Source organism: Leuconostoc suionicum (assembly GCF_001891125.1).
Taxonomy (GTDB): Bacteria; Bacillota; Bacilli; order Lactobacillales; family Lactobacillaceae; genus Leuconostoc; species Leuconostoc suionicum.
In genome coordinates this window covers 1,423,923-1,441,175 of the sequence record NZ_CP015247.1, presented here as the reverse complement: position 1 = coordinate 1,441,175, position 17,253 = coordinate 1,423,923, and the positions used below count along the sequence as shown (strand labels likewise).

15 protein-coding genes are annotated in these 17,253 nt (G+C 38.1%); all 15 read left to right on the top strand.

The features are described from left to right. The 15 genes from A6B45_RS07190 to A6B45_RS07120 all read left to right on the top strand — a co-directional run bounded on the left by A6B45_RS07190 (position 1) and on the right by A6B45_RS07120 (position 17,204). Positions 1-2,139: a penicillin-binding protein gene (locus A6B45_RS07190; RefSeq protein WP_072613970.1), complete on the top strand. Its 2,139-nt coding sequence runs from the start codon at positions 1-3 to the stop codon at positions 2,137-2,139. A 9-nt stretch (positions 2,140-2,148) separates the two neighbouring features. Next, the gene (mraY, locus tag A6B45_RS07185; protein ID WP_072613969.1) at positions 2,149-3,111 is read left to right on the top strand and encodes a phospho-N-acetylmuramoyl-pentapeptide-transferase; all 963 of its coding nucleotides are present in this window, start codon (positions 2,149-2,151) and stop codon (positions 3,109-3,111) included. A gap of 43 nt (positions 3,112-3,154) precedes the next feature. After that, positions 3,155-4,513, top strand: coding sequence for a UDP-N-acetylmuramoyl-L-alanine--D-glutamate ligase (gene murD / locus A6B45_RS07180; RefSeq protein WP_072613968.1), 1,359 nt, complete (start codon positions 3,155-3,157; stop codon positions 4,511-4,513). Between the two features lies 1 nt (position 4,514). Continuing rightward, positions 4,515-5,606: an undecaprenyldiphospho-muramoylpentapeptide beta-N-acetylglucosaminyltransferase gene (gene murG / locus A6B45_RS07175; protein WP_072613967.1), complete on the top strand. Its 1,092-nt coding sequence runs from the start codon at positions 4,515-4,517 to the stop codon at positions 5,604-5,606. Then, a complete protein-coding gene (locus A6B45_RS07170) occupies positions 5,606-6,310 on the top strand; it encodes a cell division protein FtsQ/DivIB (protein ID WP_072613966.1) in 705 nt (234 codons plus the stop codon). The genes murG and A6B45_RS07170 overlap by 1 nt, the downstream gene beginning before the upstream one ends. Positions 6,311-6,401: 91 nt before the next feature. Then, on the top strand, positions 6,402-7,733 hold the full coding sequence (gene ftsA, locus A6B45_RS07165; protein ID WP_072613965.1) for a cell division protein FtsA: 1,332 nt from the start codon (positions 6,402-6,404) through the stop codon (positions 7,731-7,733). Between the two features lie 23 nt (positions 7,734-7,756). Continuing rightward, entirely contained in the window at positions 7,757-9,064 is a 1,308-nt protein-coding gene (gene ftsZ, locus A6B45_RS07160) for a cell division protein FtsZ (protein WP_011680168.1), read from the top strand. Positions 9,065-9,073: 9 nt separating this feature from the next. Further along, positions 9,074-9,523, top strand: coding sequence for a cell division protein SepF (locus tag A6B45_RS07155; RefSeq protein WP_036091690.1), 450 nt, complete (start codon positions 9,074-9,076; stop codon positions 9,521-9,523). Between the two features lie 5 nt (positions 9,524-9,528). Further along, positions 9,529-9,792, top strand: a complete 264-nt coding sequence (locus A6B45_RS07150; protein WP_072613964.1) for a YggT family protein — start codon at positions 9,529-9,531, stop codon at positions 9,790-9,792. Then, complete coding sequence (locus A6B45_RS07145) at positions 9,789-10,586, top strand: YlmH family RNA-binding protein (protein WP_072613963.1); 798 nt, start codon at positions 9,789-9,791, stop codon at positions 10,584-10,586. The genes A6B45_RS07150 and A6B45_RS07145 overlap by 4 nt, the downstream gene beginning before the upstream one ends. Before the next feature lie 60 nt (positions 10,587-10,646). Beyond that, positions 10,647-11,309, top strand: coding sequence for a DivIVA domain-containing protein (locus tag A6B45_RS07140; protein WP_072613962.1), 663 nt, complete (start codon positions 10,647-10,649; stop codon positions 11,307-11,309). A gap of 307 nt (positions 11,310-11,616) precedes the next feature. Next, positions 11,617-14,418, top strand: a complete 2,802-nt coding sequence (gene ileS / locus A6B45_RS07135) for an isoleucine--tRNA ligase (RefSeq protein ID WP_072613961.1) — start codon at positions 11,617-11,619, stop codon at positions 14,416-14,418. A gap of 145 nt (positions 14,419-14,563) precedes the next feature. Continuing rightward, on the top strand, positions 14,564-14,764 hold the full coding sequence (locus A6B45_RS07130) for a hypothetical protein (RefSeq protein ID WP_072613960.1): 201 nt from the start codon (positions 14,564-14,566) through the stop codon (positions 14,762-14,764). 138 nt (positions 14,765-14,902) lie between these two features. Continuing rightward, the gene (rpsP, locus tag A6B45_RS07125) at positions 14,903-15,322 is read left to right on the top strand and encodes a 30S ribosomal protein S16 (RefSeq protein ID WP_072613959.1); all 420 of its coding nucleotides are present in this window, start codon (positions 14,903-14,905) and stop codon (positions 15,320-15,322) included. Between the two features lie 100 nt (positions 15,323-15,422). Further along, positions 15,423-17,204, top strand: coding sequence for an MFS transporter (locus A6B45_RS07120; protein ID WP_072613958.1), 1,782 nt, complete (start codon positions 15,423-15,425; stop codon positions 17,202-17,204). The last annotated feature ends 49 nt before the right edge of the window (positions 17,205-17,253 follow it).

Genomic DNA, 17,253 nt, shown 5'->3' with positions numbered 1-17,253 from the left:
ATGAAAAATAAAGTGAGACGGATACCACAAAAAAAAATCACGAAAAATGCCAAGACCTTTGGCGTTCTGCTGCTTGTCGCAACGACCATCGTGATTTTAGGACTTGGTGTACGTCTTTTTATTATCGCGGGTAATAAATCGGTAGATGGTCATAATCTTACAAAAGCCACACGTGAAGCTTTTATGGGAAAACAAAATATCATTGCTTCGCGTGGCAAAATATTTGATTCGGACGGACAGGTGTTGGCAGAAAATACCACAGTTTATAATATGTACGCAATATTGGATAAAAATCAAAAAGGCACTGATGGTAAGCCGTTGTATGTAACAGACAAAGCTAAAGTCGCTCGCGAGCTAAGCAAGGTAATCAATCTAAAAGAAAAAGAAATCTATAAACGCTTGTCCAGTAAACAATTTCAAGTTGAATTTGGTACTGCGGGTAAAAACTTGACGATTGCGCAACATAATAAAATTGAGAAAATGAAGCTTTCAGGTATTTCATTTACTTCACATCAGGCCCGAACATATCCTAATGATCAGATGGCTTCTCATTTAATTGGAAATGTGAACATGGTTGAAAGTAGTAGTGGTCAGTCAACTATATCAGGCATAATGGGCATTGAAGCATCAGAAAACAAATTGCTATCAGGCAAAAACGGTATCAAGAGTTACCAAGGACAAAAAACTGATAGCAGTAAAAGTGTTAAAAATGGAGATGACGTTTATCTAACGTTGGATTCTTCGCTACAAACAACATTGGAAACACGAATGGATACATTTGTGAAAGCCACCAAACCAGCATCAGCGGTTGCTGTATTAATGGAAGCTAAAACAGGTCGTATTGTCGCGGCAACGCAACGACCTAATTTTAATCCTAATGATAAATCAGCTACTCCAACACTTTGGTCCAATTTGTTAGACCAAGGTGCCTTTGAGCCAGGATCTACCATGAAAGGCATAACATTAGCTGCTGCTATTGATACTGGTAAGTGGCAGCCTAACGCAACCTTCCAGTCAGGAACTTATTTAATTGACGGGAAGGAAGTAACAGATTCTTTTGGTAATGATCAAGGCCAAATGACATATAGAGAGGGCTTTTGGCGTTCATCAAACGTTGCATTCGCAAAAACGGAACAAAAAATTGGTTCAAAAACATGGAAAAATTATTTAGAAAAATTCAAGTTTTTACAGTCCACCCAATCAGGGTTAAATGGTGAAGAAGCGGGGTCAATATCGTTTTCATATGCGATTGATCAAGCAAACACAGCTTTTGGTCAAGCAATTCGTGTTACGCCCTTACAAATGATACAAGCTTACTCAGCAATTGCCAATAATGGTAAAGAAATTAGACCGTACTTTATTGATAAAATTGTCAATCCATCTACTGGAGAAATAGTTAAGCAAGGTAAAACAAAGACAGTTGGACATCCTATCAAAGCTAGTACGGCAAAGCAAGTCAGAAAATATATGATAGATGTTGTTAATAAGTCAGATGGAACTGCTAAGGAATTTGATCTTAGTGATTATGGCTATCAGATTGCTGCTAAAACAGGTACAGCTCAAATCAGTGAGAACGGGCAATATTCGCAGACTTATAAAGATGCTATCCATTCAGTGATGGTTCTGGCGCCAGAAAAGAATCCCAAATATATATTCTACATGGCTGTCAAGCAACCCTCAAAGCTACCTGATGGTGATATTCAACCAACAATGAGTAAACTATTTAAGCCTTTAATGCTACAAGCTTTAAATGATAGTGATAGTGCGGTAAAATCAAAGACAACTAAACAAACAGTACCTAGTGTAGTTGGTCAATCTATTTCAAGTGCAAAATCTACAATGACAAAGGCTGGATTTAGAGTTGCAGTTCTGGGATCAAAAGGTAAAATTACTAACCAGTCATTGCTAGCTAATCAAAAGTCATTGACAAACCAATTAGTAATTTTGACTGCAAAAGGAAGCACATATATGCCAAATATGATTGGTTGGAGTTTAGTTGATGCGCAAACATTTGCTAATAAAATAGGCTTCAAACTAACGTGGAAAGGTTCTGGATTTATTTCGAGCCAAAGTATAGCTGAAAACCAACTTATTGTAAAAAGTAGTGTTGTGTCAATTGCTTTAAAAGAGAAGGAGTAATGGGAGAAAATGACAGAGTATTTTTGGGCATTCACCCGTGCGTTTATTGTTACTGTAATATTCATGCCTGCGGTGATCAAATTTTTAAAACAATCTAAAGAACAAGCCGTAATTCGGAAATTAGGGCCTGACCATCAATCTAAAGCAGGTACACCAAGTATGGGTGGGGCATTGTTTATCGCAGCTGCATCGCTAAGTGCGCTGATTGGCAGTGTCGACTATGCGGGTAAAATTGGATTTATAATGGTACTTATACCCATCTTGGCTGTAGTTGCTTATGCAATCATTGGCGGCATTGATGATGCGTTGAAAATGATTCATCATGCGGATGATGGTTTTCGCTTCATACCAAAACTTTTGGCGCAAACCTTATGTGCGGTTGTCATCATAATTATTATGTGGATCATGCACATACCATTCATATTAAACATACCGTTTATTGGTGTTTTTAATTTAGGAATCTTTTACTTCATTTTCTTGTGGTTTTGGCTTGTGGGTTGGTCAAATGCGACTAACTTAACAGATGGATTAGACGGACTACTTGCAGGTACAAGTCTGATTGTTTATTTTGTTTATACGTGGATTGCTTTAGGAGCTCATAACCATATAATTGTGATTTTTAATGCCTCAATTATAGGGGCGTTAGTCGCCTTTTTACTATTTAACAAACCAAAAGCAAAAATTTTTATGGGCGATACTGGCTCTTTAGCTTTAGGCGCTGGGCTGGCAATTGAATCAATTGTACTCGGTATTCCTTTTTCACTTTTATGGTTTGGGTTGATTTTTGTTATCGAGACCCTATCAGTAGTTATTCAAACAATTAGCTATCATTTCTGGAAAAAACGAATTTTCCCCATGGCGCCAATACATCACTCATTTGAAAAGTTTGGCTGGAATGAATGGCAAATTGATGCTTTGTTCTGGATTGTAACTGCAATCATAGGAATTATTGGCATTTTGTATATGAGTTAAAGCGGACATTGGCCGCGTACATATAATAGAAATCAGGTTAGTTATGCAAGCAACAGATTTTAAAAACAAAAAAGTAATGGTATTTGGTTGGGCACGCTCAGGAAAAGCGGCAGCACAACTATTAACAAAATTAGGTAGTAGGGTTACAGTGGTCAATGGCGATGAATTTGATGCGCAAGATGCCACTTATCGAGACTTGTTGGCTGCTGATGTAGCATTGATTGGCACGGACAATTCTGAAACGCTCGATAGCACATATGATTATTTGATTAAAAATCCTGGTATTAATTATGACCATCCTTTAGTGCAAAAAGCTGAAAAACTTAATATTCCTATATTGACAGAAGTTGAGGTTGCCTTGAGCATCTTCAAGGGTCGCTTGATAGCAGTAACTGGCTCGAACGGAAAAACAACAACTACATCATTAATTCGTGATATGTTGAAGGCTGACGGCCAAAATGTAATAACTGCGGGAAATATCGGTGTTCCAGTTAGTGAAGTGGTTTTTGATTTGACTCAAGAAGACACTTTATTATTGGAATTATCTAGCTTCCAATTATTAGGACTACCAGATATCCAACCGGACATCGCGTTGATTACTAATATTTTTTCAAATCATTTAGATTACCATAAAACGCGCGCAAACTATGTTGCTGCTAAATTCCGCATTACGCGTAATCAAAATGCTAATCAATACTTGATTTTAAATGCTGAAGGGCAAGACACAGAAAAATTTAAAAATGAAACTGAAGCTCAGGTTTTGGAATTTTCTAGAACAAAACAGCATTTTCCAGTTGCGTTTTCGGATGATAATTTAGTAATGACAGATGAAATTGTGATGCCTACTAAAGATATTAAGTTAGTAGGACCACATAACCAGGAAAATATTTTAGCTGCTGTAACAGTAGCTAATTTAGCTGGTGTGTCTAAACCAGCTATTCGAGAAGTTTTAAAAACGTTTAGTGGTGTAGCACATCGTTTGCAATATTTGTTCACAGCTGGTGATGTTAAATATTATAATGATTCTAAAGCAACAGATATTGAAGCCACTCAAACCGCTTTGGATAGTTTTGATTGTCCAACGATATGGATTGGCGGCGGTTTAGAGCGTGGCGATAATTTGGAACGTTTGTTGCCAAATCTAAAAAATGTGAAGGCAGTTATTGCTGTTGGAGAAACGCAACAAAAAATTGTAACACTTGCTCGTGAGGCTGGAAAACCAGTGATTGCTGTGACTGATGTCGAACATGCTGCGCCAGTAGCTGTTCAATTAGCTTCACCAGGAGATGTAGTGTTGCTTTCTCCGGCACAGGCAAGTTGGGATCAATATAGTAGCTTTGAAGAGCGCGGTGATAATTTTGTTGCATCACTGAAAGAAACATTGAATTCAAGAGAGGACTAAAATGAAAATAATTCTATCGGGTGGTGGTACTGGTGGTCACATTTACCCAGCATTGGCACTAGCTGAAGTTATTCGTAAACATGAGCCGGATACAGAATTTTTGTATGTTGGTTCAGAACGTGGTGTGGAATCAAACATTGTGCCGTCCACGGGCATGCCTTTTGAAAAATTAACTGTTCAAGGCTTTAAAAGATCTTTTTCATTAGAAAATATCAAGACAGTATCATTATTCTTAAAAGCGGTTAAAGAGGCTAAAAAGATTATTAAGGATTTTAATCCTGATGTTGTAGTTGGAACAGGTGGCTATGTCAGTGGCGCTGTTGTCTATGCTGCCCAAAGGCTGCACATTCCAACTGTTATACATGAGCAAAATTCAGTGGCAGGCGTTACAAATAAGTTTTTGTCACGTGGTGCAACTAAGATAGGTGTCGCTTTTGATGTTGCGCTGTCACAGTTTCCTAAAGATAAAGTATTCGTGGTAGGAAACCCTCGTGCCCAACAGGTGGCATCTATTAAGTCTAATTTTTCATGGCAACAAATTGGATTGAGCGATGAAAAGCCATCATTGTTGATATTTGGAGGCTCTCAAGGGGCACCGCCAATCAATTTAGCTGTAATTGATGCTATGCAAGAGTTTAATAAAAGAAATTATCAAGTTGTTATTGTGACTGGTCCAAAGCGATATGAGAATGTTTTGGATAGGCTGACAACACAGCCAGCAGATAATGTTCGAATTTTGCCTTACATTGAAAACATGCCAGAGGTATTGGCAAAAACATCGGCTATTGTATCTCGAGCTGGTGCAACATCTATTGCCGAAATCACGGCACTGGGAATTCCATCAATTCTAGTGCCAAGCCCCTATGTTACTGGTGATCATCAAACAAAAAATGCACAAAGCCTAGTTGATGCAGGCGCAGCATTGATGATTACTGAACCTGCTTTGTCAGGGAAAGCATTATTGCTAGCAGCAGATTCGCTGTTATTAAATGATTCTGTTAGTAAAACAATGACAGAACAAGCTAAAAATGTTGGCATCAGAGATGCTGGAGATCGTTTATACGCGTTAATATTGGATGCAATTGGTGAATAATGGAGAAAATTAAATCACAATTTATGAAGCGACGACCGTTACAACTTTGGATTAGTTTGGCGGCTTTTGTTGTTTTAATTGTCGGTTTAATTTTGAGTTTACAACCATGGCGTACGATTAGTTCAGTTAACATTGATTCGAATACGTTAACCAAACAACAAGTTCAAAAATATGTTGGCATTAACGATAAAACACCACGCTGGCGTGTTTTGGGACAAACGGCTTTTATAGCACACCAATTAATAAAAAAAGACGCAAAAGTTTATTCTGCTGATATTAATTTGGATAGTAATGTCGTTTCAATCAAAGTTGTTGAAAATATTAGTGCAGGCTTTGTGAAAAAGAATGGTCAATGGTATGCACTTAATCGTCAAGGGGAACTAAAAAAAGTCGATGATCCTAACGGAAATGCACCAATTTATAGTAACTTCAAAAATAATGCGCAACTGACTAAGACGGCTAAAATTTTCTCACAGTTTGAATTATCATTAAGGCAGAACATAAGTCAAATCATATATTCACCAACCAAGGATAACAATAATCGTTTGAAGATTATTATGACAGATGGGAATACAGTTTTGGCTACGCTAAAGACATTTGGGGAAAAAATGGTTTATTATCCTGGCATTGCAGCTCAAATGCAAACCAAGGGAATAATTGATTTGCAATATGGTGCATATTCCTACGGATATGGTTCTAAATAGAACGGCAAATGAGTGGTAAAACACCTCATTTGTATGGTACCATTAGTACTAGGTATATTTTAAAAAAATAATTTATAAAGGGGCACTACGCATGAATAATTCAGGCGTGACGGTTGGATTAGACATCGGAACTACTTCAATCAAGGTTGTCATTACACAAATGACTGGTAATCAGTTCAATGTAATTGGTGCAGGAAATGCCCCATCTCGGGGCTTAAGACGTGGTGTTATTGTTGACATTGACGCGACTGCAAGTGCAATTCGTGAAGCGATTGACCAAGCACAAGAAAAAGCAAATATTCAAATCAGTGAAGTCGTAGCTGGTGTTCCAGCTAATCAAATTAAAATTATTAATGTTGACGGTTTAGTGTCGATTGCTAATCAAAACAAAAGAATTACATATCAAGATGTACAAAATGTTGCAACACAGGCATTGTCTCGTGGATTGCCAGCTGACCATGATGTAATAGAATTGGTTGCTGAGGAATTTGTAGTCGATGGTTTTGATGGTATCAAAGATCCGCATGAAATGATCGGTGTTCGGTTAGAGATGCATGGAATTGCTTATGTTGGGCCGGAAAAAGTTTTAGATAACACACGGATGGCCATTCAAAAAGCCGGATTAACTTTACGAGAATTTGTATTGGCACCATTAGCCATGGGATCCATCATTTTAAATGATGGGCAGCAAGATTTTGGAACTGTTCTTATAGATCTTGGTGGCGGGCAAACTAGTACTTCAGTTATCCATGATCGAAAGCTTAAATTTACCTTCGTCGATATAGAAGGTGGAGATAATGTAACTAAAGATATATCTACTGTTTTAGGAACATCATATATTAACGCTGAGAAAATCAAGCGAGACTATGGATATGCAGATCCTTCGCAGACTGTGTCATCTAACGAATTTCCAGTAGAGGTTATCGGCGAAGAATTTACTAAGCAATTTGACGAACAGTATCTTTCAGAGATTATCGCTGCACGTTTGGAACAGATGTATACGAGATTATTTGAGCAATTAAAGCAAATTGGTGCGTTGAATCTGCCAGGTGGTTTCGTTCTAACTGGTGGCAACGCTGCCTTACCGAAAATGGTAGACTTTGCAAAGCGAGTTTTGGGTGATAATGTCCGCTTGTTTGTACCAGATCAAATTGGTTTGCGACATCCAGCCTATTCGCGTTCGCTATCCTATGCGATGTTTGCTTCTCGTGAAAGTATGACACAACAGGTGATTAAGCAAACCATTATGCAACGTCATGCAGTTGAACAACAAATTTCTATGTTACCAGAAGAGTATGGGGATGAAGTTGTACAACAACCTGTAGAAAGTTTTCAGTATGATGGTGAAATTGTAAATGATCCGCAACAAGGCTGGTTTGGTAAAATGCGCCAAAAACTCAGCAATTTATTTAATGAAGAATAATCGAACATTTAAGGAGACGACTCATGGATTTTTCAATTGATGACGCGCAACAAGCAGGCGCAATCATTAAGGTTATCGGTGTTGGAGGCGGTGGTTCCAATGCTGTTAATCATATGATAGAAGAAGGTGTTAGCGGTGTCGAATTTATCGTTGCCAACACTGATGTACAAGCACTAGACAAATCAAAAGCAGACACAAAAATTCAAATTGGTCCTAAATTGACCGGCGGATTAGGTGCCGGTTCTAATCCTGAAAGAGGAACTAAGGCCGCTGAAGAATCATCAGAGGCGATTGCTTCTGCCATGACAGGGGCTGATATGGTAGTTATTACAGCTGGAATGGGTGGCGGAACTGGTAATGGCGCTGCTCCAGTTGTAGCACGTATTGCCAAGGAACAAGGTGCTCTAACCGTTGCTGTGGTTACTCGTCCATTTAAGTGGGAAGGTCCAAAGCGTGGTCGTTATGCCGCCGAGGGTCTTCAAGCGCTCTCAGAATCTGTTGATTCTTTGATCGTTATTACAAACGAACGTTTGAAAGATCGTATTGATTTGCGCACGCCATTGTCAGAAGCTTTTAAGGTAGTTGATGAAGTCGTGGCACAAGGTGTTCGTGGTATTTCAGAGTTGATTACAAATCCAGGCTTTATTAACTTGGATTTTGCTGACGTTAAAACAGTTATGCAAGATGCCGGACCTGCTTTGATGGGTGTTGGACAAGCCAGTGGTGAAACACGTGCAGCTGATGCAACTAAGCAAGCTATTTCTTCTCCATTGTTGGAAGTTGACATGGCAGGAGCTGAAGATGTTTTGTTAAATATCACAGGTGGTTTAGACATGTCATTGTTTGAGGCGCAAACAGCCTCAGAAGTGATTAGCCAAGAAGCTGGTCACGATGTCAATGTTATTTTCGGTACTTCAATTGATGAAAACTTGGAAGATTCAATTCGAGTTACAGTGATTGCTACCGGTCTACAAAATGTGACTGAAAAACCCAAAATGACTGAAAATACTGCTGCCTCAGCTGCAAATGTTTTTGGTTCTAACGTTAATACAAGTAGCACAACAAATACAAATGAAGCACCAATAAACAATTCTGTATTTGAAAAGCCAGCACCTTCAAATGCTGCGCCTAAGCCTACAATGGCACAAAATGATCCATTTGCAGACTGGAACATTACGAATGATACAAAAGATGTATTCTCTGAGGAAAAGCGTTTTGACGATGTTCAAAAGCAATCTTTTGATGTGTTTAATACGCCAACTTCAAGTGCATCTGTTGATTTGTCAAATGATGATGATAATGATCAACCACCATTTTTCAAGAAGCGTTAAGGAGAACTTATGGCATTAGGTGATACAATTAAGCGTCTTTTCAGCAATGAAGAAGACGACTATTACGAAGAAGATGGGTATGAACAAAGTCAGCAGCAAGAGCAGCAGGCAACACAAAAAACTTCTTCACAACCACGATTTGTTAGACAAACTACCCAGTCACAAACTCCTGCAGGATTGAACAGTGCTAACAGTAAAATTGCTTTATTTGAGCCTAAAGTATATTCAGATTCTCGTTCAATTGCGTCGCAGATACTTGGCGGTGAGGCTGCAATTGTTAATTTTACTCAAATTGATGAAGCTCAGGCCAAGCGTATTTTAGATTTCTTAGGCGGTACGATATACGCTGTTAATGGAGAAATTGAGCGAATCGGACAATCAATTTTTTTGGTGACGCCGAATACATTTGAGATTTCTGGTACATTGACGGATAACCTTGAACCAAACAGTCGGTATTAATACACATGATAATAGAAATTATTAGATGGATTTTTAACCTGATTCAATATTATGAATATGCCATTGTCGTTTATATTTTGATGTCTTGGCTTCCTGGTGCACGTGAATCTGGCTTGGGGCGGTTTCTTGGAAAAATTGTTGAACCTTACTTAGGTATGTTTCGCTTCATTCCGCCTATAGCAATGATTGATTTTTCACCAATTGTCGCCATAATTGCTTTGAATTTTGCTCGTAGTGGTTTATTACACTTGGTTAATTTGTTTCTATGACAAACAAGCTATCAACAATTAGTCAACATTTTCGTTTAAATGAACAACCATTTGTAAGGCAAGTTGATGATTGGATTCAACAATCTAGAAATGAATATCGTAGTATTTTAACACAATTTCTCAATCCACGGGAACAGTACATTTTAAATGTTTTAGTAAATCATACTGCTGATTTAGCTGTTTACTTTAATGGTGGTGTTCAAGGTGCGGAAAGCCAACGTGCCATTCTTATACCCAAGGAATATCCTCAAGCTGATTTAGAATTTGAGATATCACTGCTAGAAATAAAGTATCCTACTAAATTTAATAATCTGCATCACTCAACTATTTTAGGATCAATGATGTATAGTGGAATTAGTAGAAATGTTATTGGTGATATTTTATATGATCAGACACATAGTCGATGGCAAATCATCATTGATTCAAAAATGCAACGATATATTCAACAGATGGTTACTAAAATTGGTCATGTACGAGTGTCTCTAATAGAATGTGATCTTAATAACGTACTACCCCATATAAATGATTGGGAAGAAAACTTCTTGTTGTTATCTTCTTTACGACTTGATACAGTAATTTCAGCTGGATTTGACCTGTCGCGTTCTGGTGCTAAAAAGCTAATTGAAGAAAATCAAGTGCGCGTGAATTGGAGCGAAATAGCTAAACCGGATGTAGAATTAGCGATTGACGATGTTATTTCAGTCAGAAAGCATGGTCGAATTCAAATTAAATTGCTTGACGGACTAAGTAAAAAAGGCAAGATTAAATCCATTGTCAATATTATCCGGAGATAGTGAGCAAGTATGAAATAACTGTAGTTGTGAACGCACAAAAAATATTAAAGGAGAAAAATTATGGCACTAACACCTGATGAAATTTTGAATCATGAATTTACTAAAAAAGGAAGCAAAGCTTATGTTGCTACGGACGTTGATGCGTTTTTAGACCAAATCAATGGAGACTATGAGGCACTTATTGCTGAGCGTGATGAACTAAAACGTCAAAATGAAGAAGCTCAAGCAAAAGTTAATGAACTTGAATCTAAGCGTGAGCAAGTTAATCAATCAATTTTTGTTGCCCAAGAAGCTGCAGATCGTTTGAAACAAGATGCTGATGTTGAAGTCAAAAAGCAGTTGACTCATGCACAGGAATCAGCGACAAAGATTATTAATGATGCTCGCGCGAAAGCAGATGCTGATGCGATTCGTTTGGCCCAAGAAAATGCTGATTTAACGAACGAGCAAAATCAATTACGTACTGAAGTTGAAGATTTTAAAAATTCATTCTTGCAATTATTGGAATCTCAGCGTAAACTATTAGAAAGCGATGAGTTAGCAGAATCAGTTCATCGTTTACCAATGGGGCAAGTAACTGCTCATCGTATTGGCGAAATTGCTAAGGCTGAGCCAGTAACTGTTCCTGAACCTGATGAAGAACAGGACGATACAGAGTCAAGCGAGGAGCAAGGCCCCGTGGTAGTGTTTCCAGAATCGGAACAAAACGAAGACGATAAATAATTATAAAAAGCGTAACACAGCAAGGTTGGCATTCATACGTGCAGCGAGTCATGGTGGTTAGAGATGATCGTCCCTGATGTTGACCAGATCAGTTACTATTTTGTTTAGCTGAATATCAAGATTTAGTAAGCTAAGCCGGTGAGGATCGTTAAAACCCAGTTGAGGGCAGCTTTTATGCTGCTAAACGTTGGGTGGTACCACGCTATTGCGTCCCTATGCTTTCGAGCATAGGGACTTTTTATATTTATTATGGTTTAAATAAATTTGCTTAAGATGGCTTATAAATGATAAAAAGGAGAATTTATTAATGAAGTATAAAGATACATTAAATCTTGGAAAAACAGGATTTCCAATGCGTGGTTCGCTACCTAAAACTGAACCTGAGCGTCAAGCAAAATGGTATGCACAGGATTTATACCAAAAAAGATTATCCCAAAATCAATTGAAACCACATTTCAATTTGCACGATGGACCACCATATGCGAACGGAAATATTCACATTGGTCATGCTCTGAATAAGATTACTAAGGATATTATTGTTCGCTATAAGAATATGGCAGGTTTCTATGCGCCGTATGTTCCAGGCTGGGATACACATGGTTTACCAATTGAGCAACAATTGACAAAGCTGGGGCACGATCGCAAAAGTATGCCAAAGCATGAGTGGCGTAATTTGGCTAAAGACTTTGCTCTGAAGCAGGTTGATACACAACGTGCTGACTTTAAACGACTCGGCGTGTTAGGTGATTGGGATAATCCATACATAACCTTACAGCCTGAGTTTGAAGCAGCACAAATTCGAGTTTTCGGTACCATGGTTTCTAAAGGTTATATTTTTAAGGGTGCTAAGCCCGTTTACTGGTCATGGTCATCTGAATCTGCGTTAGCTGAAGCTGAAATTGAATATCACGATATTGATTCAACGTCTTTGTTTTATGCAAACAAAGTTAAAGAGGGCCATGGTCTCTTGGATGAGGATACGTACTTTGTAGTTTGGACAACGACACCCTTTACAGTGACAGCTTCTCGTGGAATTACCTTAGGCCCTGATTTTGAATATTCGGTGGTGAAACCATCTGGGGAAGACCGTAAATTCGTTGTAGCCACTGACTTACTTGAAACAGTGGCGCCTAAGTTTGGCTGGGAATCATGGGAAACTGTGGCTACTTACAAGGGACAAGAACTTGATAAGATTACTGCATATCATCCATGGGACAGTGAGCAAGAAGAGCTGGTTATGAATGCTGATCACGTTACCCTAGATTCTGGAACTGGATTGGTCCATACAGCTCCTGGTTTCGGTGAAGATGATTATAATGTGGGTAAAAAATATGGTTTGCCTGCTGATGTCACTGTTGATGCTAAGGGATTCATGACTGCTAACGCTGGTCCTGATTTTGAAGGCAAGTTTTACGATGATGTTGTTGGTACAGTGATTAATAAGTTAACCGATGCGCGCTTGTTCTTGGCAAAAGAAAAAATCACGCATTCATATCCATTTGATTGGCGTACAAAAAAGCCTATCATTTGGCGAGCTGTGCCACAATGGTTTGCATCTGTTGAAAAATTCCGTAGTGAAATTTTATCAGAATTAGATAAAGTTGCTTACTTCCCAGAGTGGGGTAAGGTGCGTTTGCATAATATGATTCGTGATCGTGGCGATTGGGTTATCTCACGTCAACGTGTTTGGGGTGTGCCATTACCAATATTCTATGCGGAGGATGGAACTGCTATTCTTGATGAAGAAGTAATTGGACATGTTGCTGATCTATTTGCAGAACATGGTTCAAATTATTGGTTTGAACATGAAGCTAAGGATTTGTTACCCGAAGGCTATACTAATGAACATTCTCCAAATGGCGAATTTACTAAGGAAGAAGACATCATGGATGTGTGGTTTGATTCTGGTTCTTCATGGAATGGCGTATTGAATACACGGCCACAACTAGACTATCCAGCTGATATGTATCTGGAAGGATCTGATCAATATCGTGGTTGGTTTAATTCTTCATTAATCACCTCAGTTGCCGTCAATGGAATTGCACCCTACAAAGCAATCTTGTCACAAGGATTTACCCTTGATGGTAAAGGTAACAAGATGTCAAAGTCACTGGGTAATACGATTTCTCCTATTGAAGTGGCCAACAAGCTTGGTGTTGAAATTTTACGTTTGTGGACAATTTCTGTTGATACATCGCAAGACATGCCTGTATCAAATGAAATTTTGAAACAAGTTTCAGAAAATTATCGTAAGTTGCGTAACACATTGCGTTTCTTGATGGCCAATACAGCTGATTTTGATCCAACAAAAGATGCAATTGCTTACAGTGATTTATCTGCACATGATCAGTATTTCTACGCTTTAGAAAATGAGTTTGTTGCAGATATTCGTAAAGACTATGATAATTATCGATTAAATGATATTTTTAAGCGTGTTATTAATTTTGTCAATGTTGACTTATCAGCCTTTTATTTGGATATTGCTAAAGACGTCGTCTATGTTGAGGCCCCTACAAGTCATGCCCGACGCTCCATGCAAACCGTCTTTTATAAAACGTTAACTGATCTTGTACGATTGCTATTGCCAGTATTACCACATACTGCTGAAGAAGTATGGGAGTATTTGCCACATGAAACAGCTGAATTTGCTTACTTGACAGATATGCCTGAGGTAGAGGATTTGGGTGACACGACAGCATTGTTTGATCATTGGGCAGTATTTATGAAATTACGCGATGCAGTTAACAAAGTATTAGAAGAAGCGCGTGAAGCGGATTTGATTGGTAAAAATGCTGAAGCAGCTTTGACAATGTATTTGACGGCTGAGCAAAAAAACTGGTTAGCAGAATTGCATGCCGATGTTCGTTTGCTTCTAATGGTATCTCAATTGCATGTTCAAGATGTTCAAGATGTTCAAGATGCTGAGAATGCTAAAGATTATGATGGTTGGCAGTTGTCGGTTGCTCATGCAACAGGCGGTGTTTCTCCACGAGATCGTATGTTCCATGAGGACCTAGGTGCTGACCCAGCTTTCCCAGAATTATCGAAACATGAAGCTGAAATCATACGTGAGTTTTATCCAGAAGCTGTAACAGAAGGCTTAGAGTAAATTAAAAACATTACACTTTTATTATGTGTAATGTTTTTTGTTTGGCAATTAGTTATTTAGTGAAGGTGAGTCTTTAGCAATTGGTTTGTTATTTAGTTGTAATTTTGATAAAATAATGGGTAAAGTGTTTATAGGAGTAGGGCTTATGGGCGAAAATGAGCAACTTAGAATTTGGCAAGATGAATTGATAAAAATTATTAACGATTTAAACACACCACATACGCTTGGTGGCATTACGAACCCAGCAAATCGTAAGCATGATTCAATGTTGGCGCGTCGAGCACTAGATAATTTAATTATTTTGAGTGAAGAAATTAATACGGCGCGTCATAGCAATGATGAATAGTAACTTTGAAACAATGCTCTTCTGATTTTTAATATATATGTCAAGGTATTCTACTTGACATATATATTGGTATATGGCATACTTATATAGTAAATTAAAAGTGTAAAAAGCACAAAAGAAATTTGGAGGACTACCACAATGGCAGTTAAAATTCGTTTGAAGCGTATGGGTGCAAAGAAGCGTCCATTCTACCGTGTCGTTATTGCTGATTCACGTTCACCACGTGATGGCCGTTTTATCGAAACAGTTGGTACATATAACCCAATCTCACAACCAGCAGAAATCAAGTTGGATGAAGAAAAGATTTTGTCATGGTTGGGTAATGGTGCACAACCATCTGACACAGTTCGTAACTTGTTGAGCAATGCTGGTATTTTGGCAAAGTACAACGATTCAAAGTCAGGCAAGAAGCCAGCTAAGAAGGCAACAACTAAGGAAGCTTCAGCTAAGAAGCCTACAGATAAGAATACTGTTGCAGAAATCAAAGCATATTTGGATGCCCAAGGCACTGCATATACTTCATCTGCTAAGAAGGCTGATTTATTAGCACTTGTTTAATATAACTGACGAAACAGTCGCTTCTATAATTAGAAGCGACTGTTTTTATTTATCGAATATCGTGTGTCGATAATAACATCATTAATAAGGGAGAATTAATATGTTACTAAGTTTTGCAAATGTTACACTGGTATTTTTGATTGGAACATTGCTTGTTAATATCATTGCGGTGGCGTTGAATCGCAGAGTAAAATGGTTCATCTTGAGCACCTTGATTGAATTTATTTTGGCTTATGTTGTGCTTTATATTCAGTTGCCGCCAAAGAATATGACAACACTGATTAATGTCAATATTTTATTTGCATTTGTTGCAGCAATTATTAACTTAATTGGCTATGCAGGACTAGCTTCTTTTAATAAAATTCGTGATTGGGGAAGCCAAAATTACGCCAAGGATGTGAGTGATCGTACAAAAACTTATTTCTTTCGTCGCTATATTTTTGTTGCAGTAGCACCACTCGTATTGTGGATAGCAGTAGGGGCCGTTTCTTTTGTCACAAAGCTAACCAGTATTAACAATGTTTATAGTTCAATACCGGCTAAAACTAAAGGGTCTGCGGAGCTGTTGACATCCGCGAATGATATGCCAATTGCGCTGGCACCTGATACTGCCAAAAGGAAAATGCAACAAAAATTTAGTGTCATCCCTAATTCAAACATGTATGAATTGGACGGGATTACTGCTCAAGTTGTTAATGGTAAATATGTTTATGTGGCCACAGTAGAGTTTAATGGTTTTTTCAAATGGTTAAAGAATAAATCAGTCCCAGGATATTTCATTATTAGTGCAACTGATGTTAACGCACAACCGAAATTTGTTAAAGAACGATTAAAGTACAGTCCATCGGCGTATTTAAATAATGATGCGGCGCGTAAAATATATGCGGCAGCACCAACTTATGCCAGCATGGGCAATATGAATTTAGAAATTGATGAGAGTGGTACGCCATACTATATTCAAACACTATACCGTGAATATGGTGTTTCTGGACGAATGAAGTTCAACGAATTTAAAACAGCTGTGTTGAATGCGCAAACTGGTGAAGTTAAAATTTACGCGGCCAATAAGGCGCCAAAATTTATTGATGCACCTATTACAAGTTCCGCAGCAAATAAAATGAATGAATTTTATGGTCGATATCAAAAGGGTTGGTGGAACCAAACATCTTTGGGCGCAAAACGTGATGTGAAAATTCCAACTGATAATGGTGTTTATGCTTCGGGTCAAATCACACCATTAATTGATTCAAAGGGAAACTTATTGTATTTCACTGATTTCACGTCTGGCAATAATAATCAGGATTCTGCTCTCGGTTATTCATTAATTAATGCTCGAACGGGTGAATTAACTTATTATCGTGACACACATTCAGGATTAATGGACTCAGATGGTGCGATCAGCATTGCAGATAAAATATATCCCGAGAAAAAATGGGTAGCACAAATGCCAATTCTATATAATATTGATGGCACACCAACATGGGTTGTTTCATTATTAGATAGTAAAGGAATCTTTAAAAAGTACGTATATATCAATGCTATTGATAACGACATTGTCGTCGATGGTGATAATGCCCAAGAGGCACTTGATGATTATCGTAACGATTTAGCTTCAAATAGCACAAACAATCATTCAACGAACAAAAAGTATGATAAAAGCATTAGCGGTAGTGTAACACGTGTTGCATTAATTAATGATGGCAAAAATACGATTGTTAATTTTATGGTCGAAGGACAGTCCGCTGTCTTTAAGATTGACGCAGATAATGCGCCTAAGGCTGTATTTTTAAAAGAGGGTGATAAAGTCAGTTTCAAAGCAAATATGTTAGATGATGCGAAGATTGCGACAATCGAGAAAATAACGATTGATGGGTTAAAGTAACTAGTCATAGGAATTATAAAAGCGTACGAACAATCGTGCGCTTTTTCTG

Excerpts from the sequence above, each read along its gene's own strand:
- A6B45_RS07155 (WP_036091690.1), top strand. The coding sequence starts at position 9,074 with ATGGCATTAGGTGATACAATTAAGCGTCTTTTCAGCAATGAAGAAGAC.
- rpsP (WP_072613959.1), top strand. The coding sequence starts at position 14,903 with ATGGCAGTTAAAATTCGTTTGAAGCGTATGGGTGCAAAGAAGCGTCCA.
- murD (WP_072613968.1), top strand. The coding sequence starts at position 3,155 with ATGCAAGCAACAGATTTTAAAAACAAAAAAGTAATGGTATTTGGTTGG.
- mraY (WP_072613969.1), top strand. The coding sequence starts at position 2,149 with ATGACAGAGTATTTTTGGGCATTCACCCGTGCGTTTATTGTTACTGTA.
- ftsA (WP_072613965.1), top strand. The coding sequence starts at position 6,402 with ATGAATAATTCAGGCGTGACGGTTGGATTAGACATCGGAACTACTTCA.
- A6B45_RS07130 (WP_072613960.1), top strand. The coding sequence starts at position 14,564 with ATGGGCGAAAATGAGCAACTTAGAATTTGGCAAGATGAATTGATAAAA.
- A6B45_RS07140 (WP_072613962.1), top strand. The coding sequence starts at position 10,647 with ATGGCACTAACACCTGATGAAATTTTGAATCATGAATTTACTAAAAAA.
- A6B45_RS07190 (WP_072613970.1), top strand. The coding sequence starts at position 1 with ATGAAAAATAAAGTGAGACGGATACCACAAAAAAAAATCACGAAAAAT.
- A6B45_RS07120 (WP_072613958.1), top strand. The coding sequence starts at position 15,423 with ATGTTACTAAGTTTTGCAAATGTTACACTGGTATTTTTGATTGGAACA.
- murG (WP_072613967.1), top strand. The coding sequence starts at position 4,515 with ATGAAAATAATTCTATCGGGTGGTGGTACTGGTGGTCACATTTACCCA.
- A6B45_RS07170 (WP_072613966.1), top strand. The coding sequence starts at position 5,606 with ATGGAGAAAATTAAATCACAATTTATGAAGCGACGACCGTTACAACTT.
- A6B45_RS07150 (WP_072613964.1), top strand. The coding sequence starts at position 9,529 with ATGATAATAGAAATTATTAGATGGATTTTTAACCTGATTCAATATTAT.
- A6B45_RS07145 (WP_072613963.1), top strand. The coding sequence starts at position 9,789 with ATGACAAACAAGCTATCAACAATTAGTCAACATTTTCGTTTAAATGAA.
- ftsZ (WP_011680168.1), top strand. The coding sequence starts at position 7,757 with ATGGATTTTTCAATTGATGACGCGCAACAAGCAGGCGCAATCATTAAG.
- ileS (WP_072613961.1), top strand. The coding sequence starts at position 11,617 with ATGAAGTATAAAGATACATTAAATCTTGGAAAAACAGGATTTCCAATG.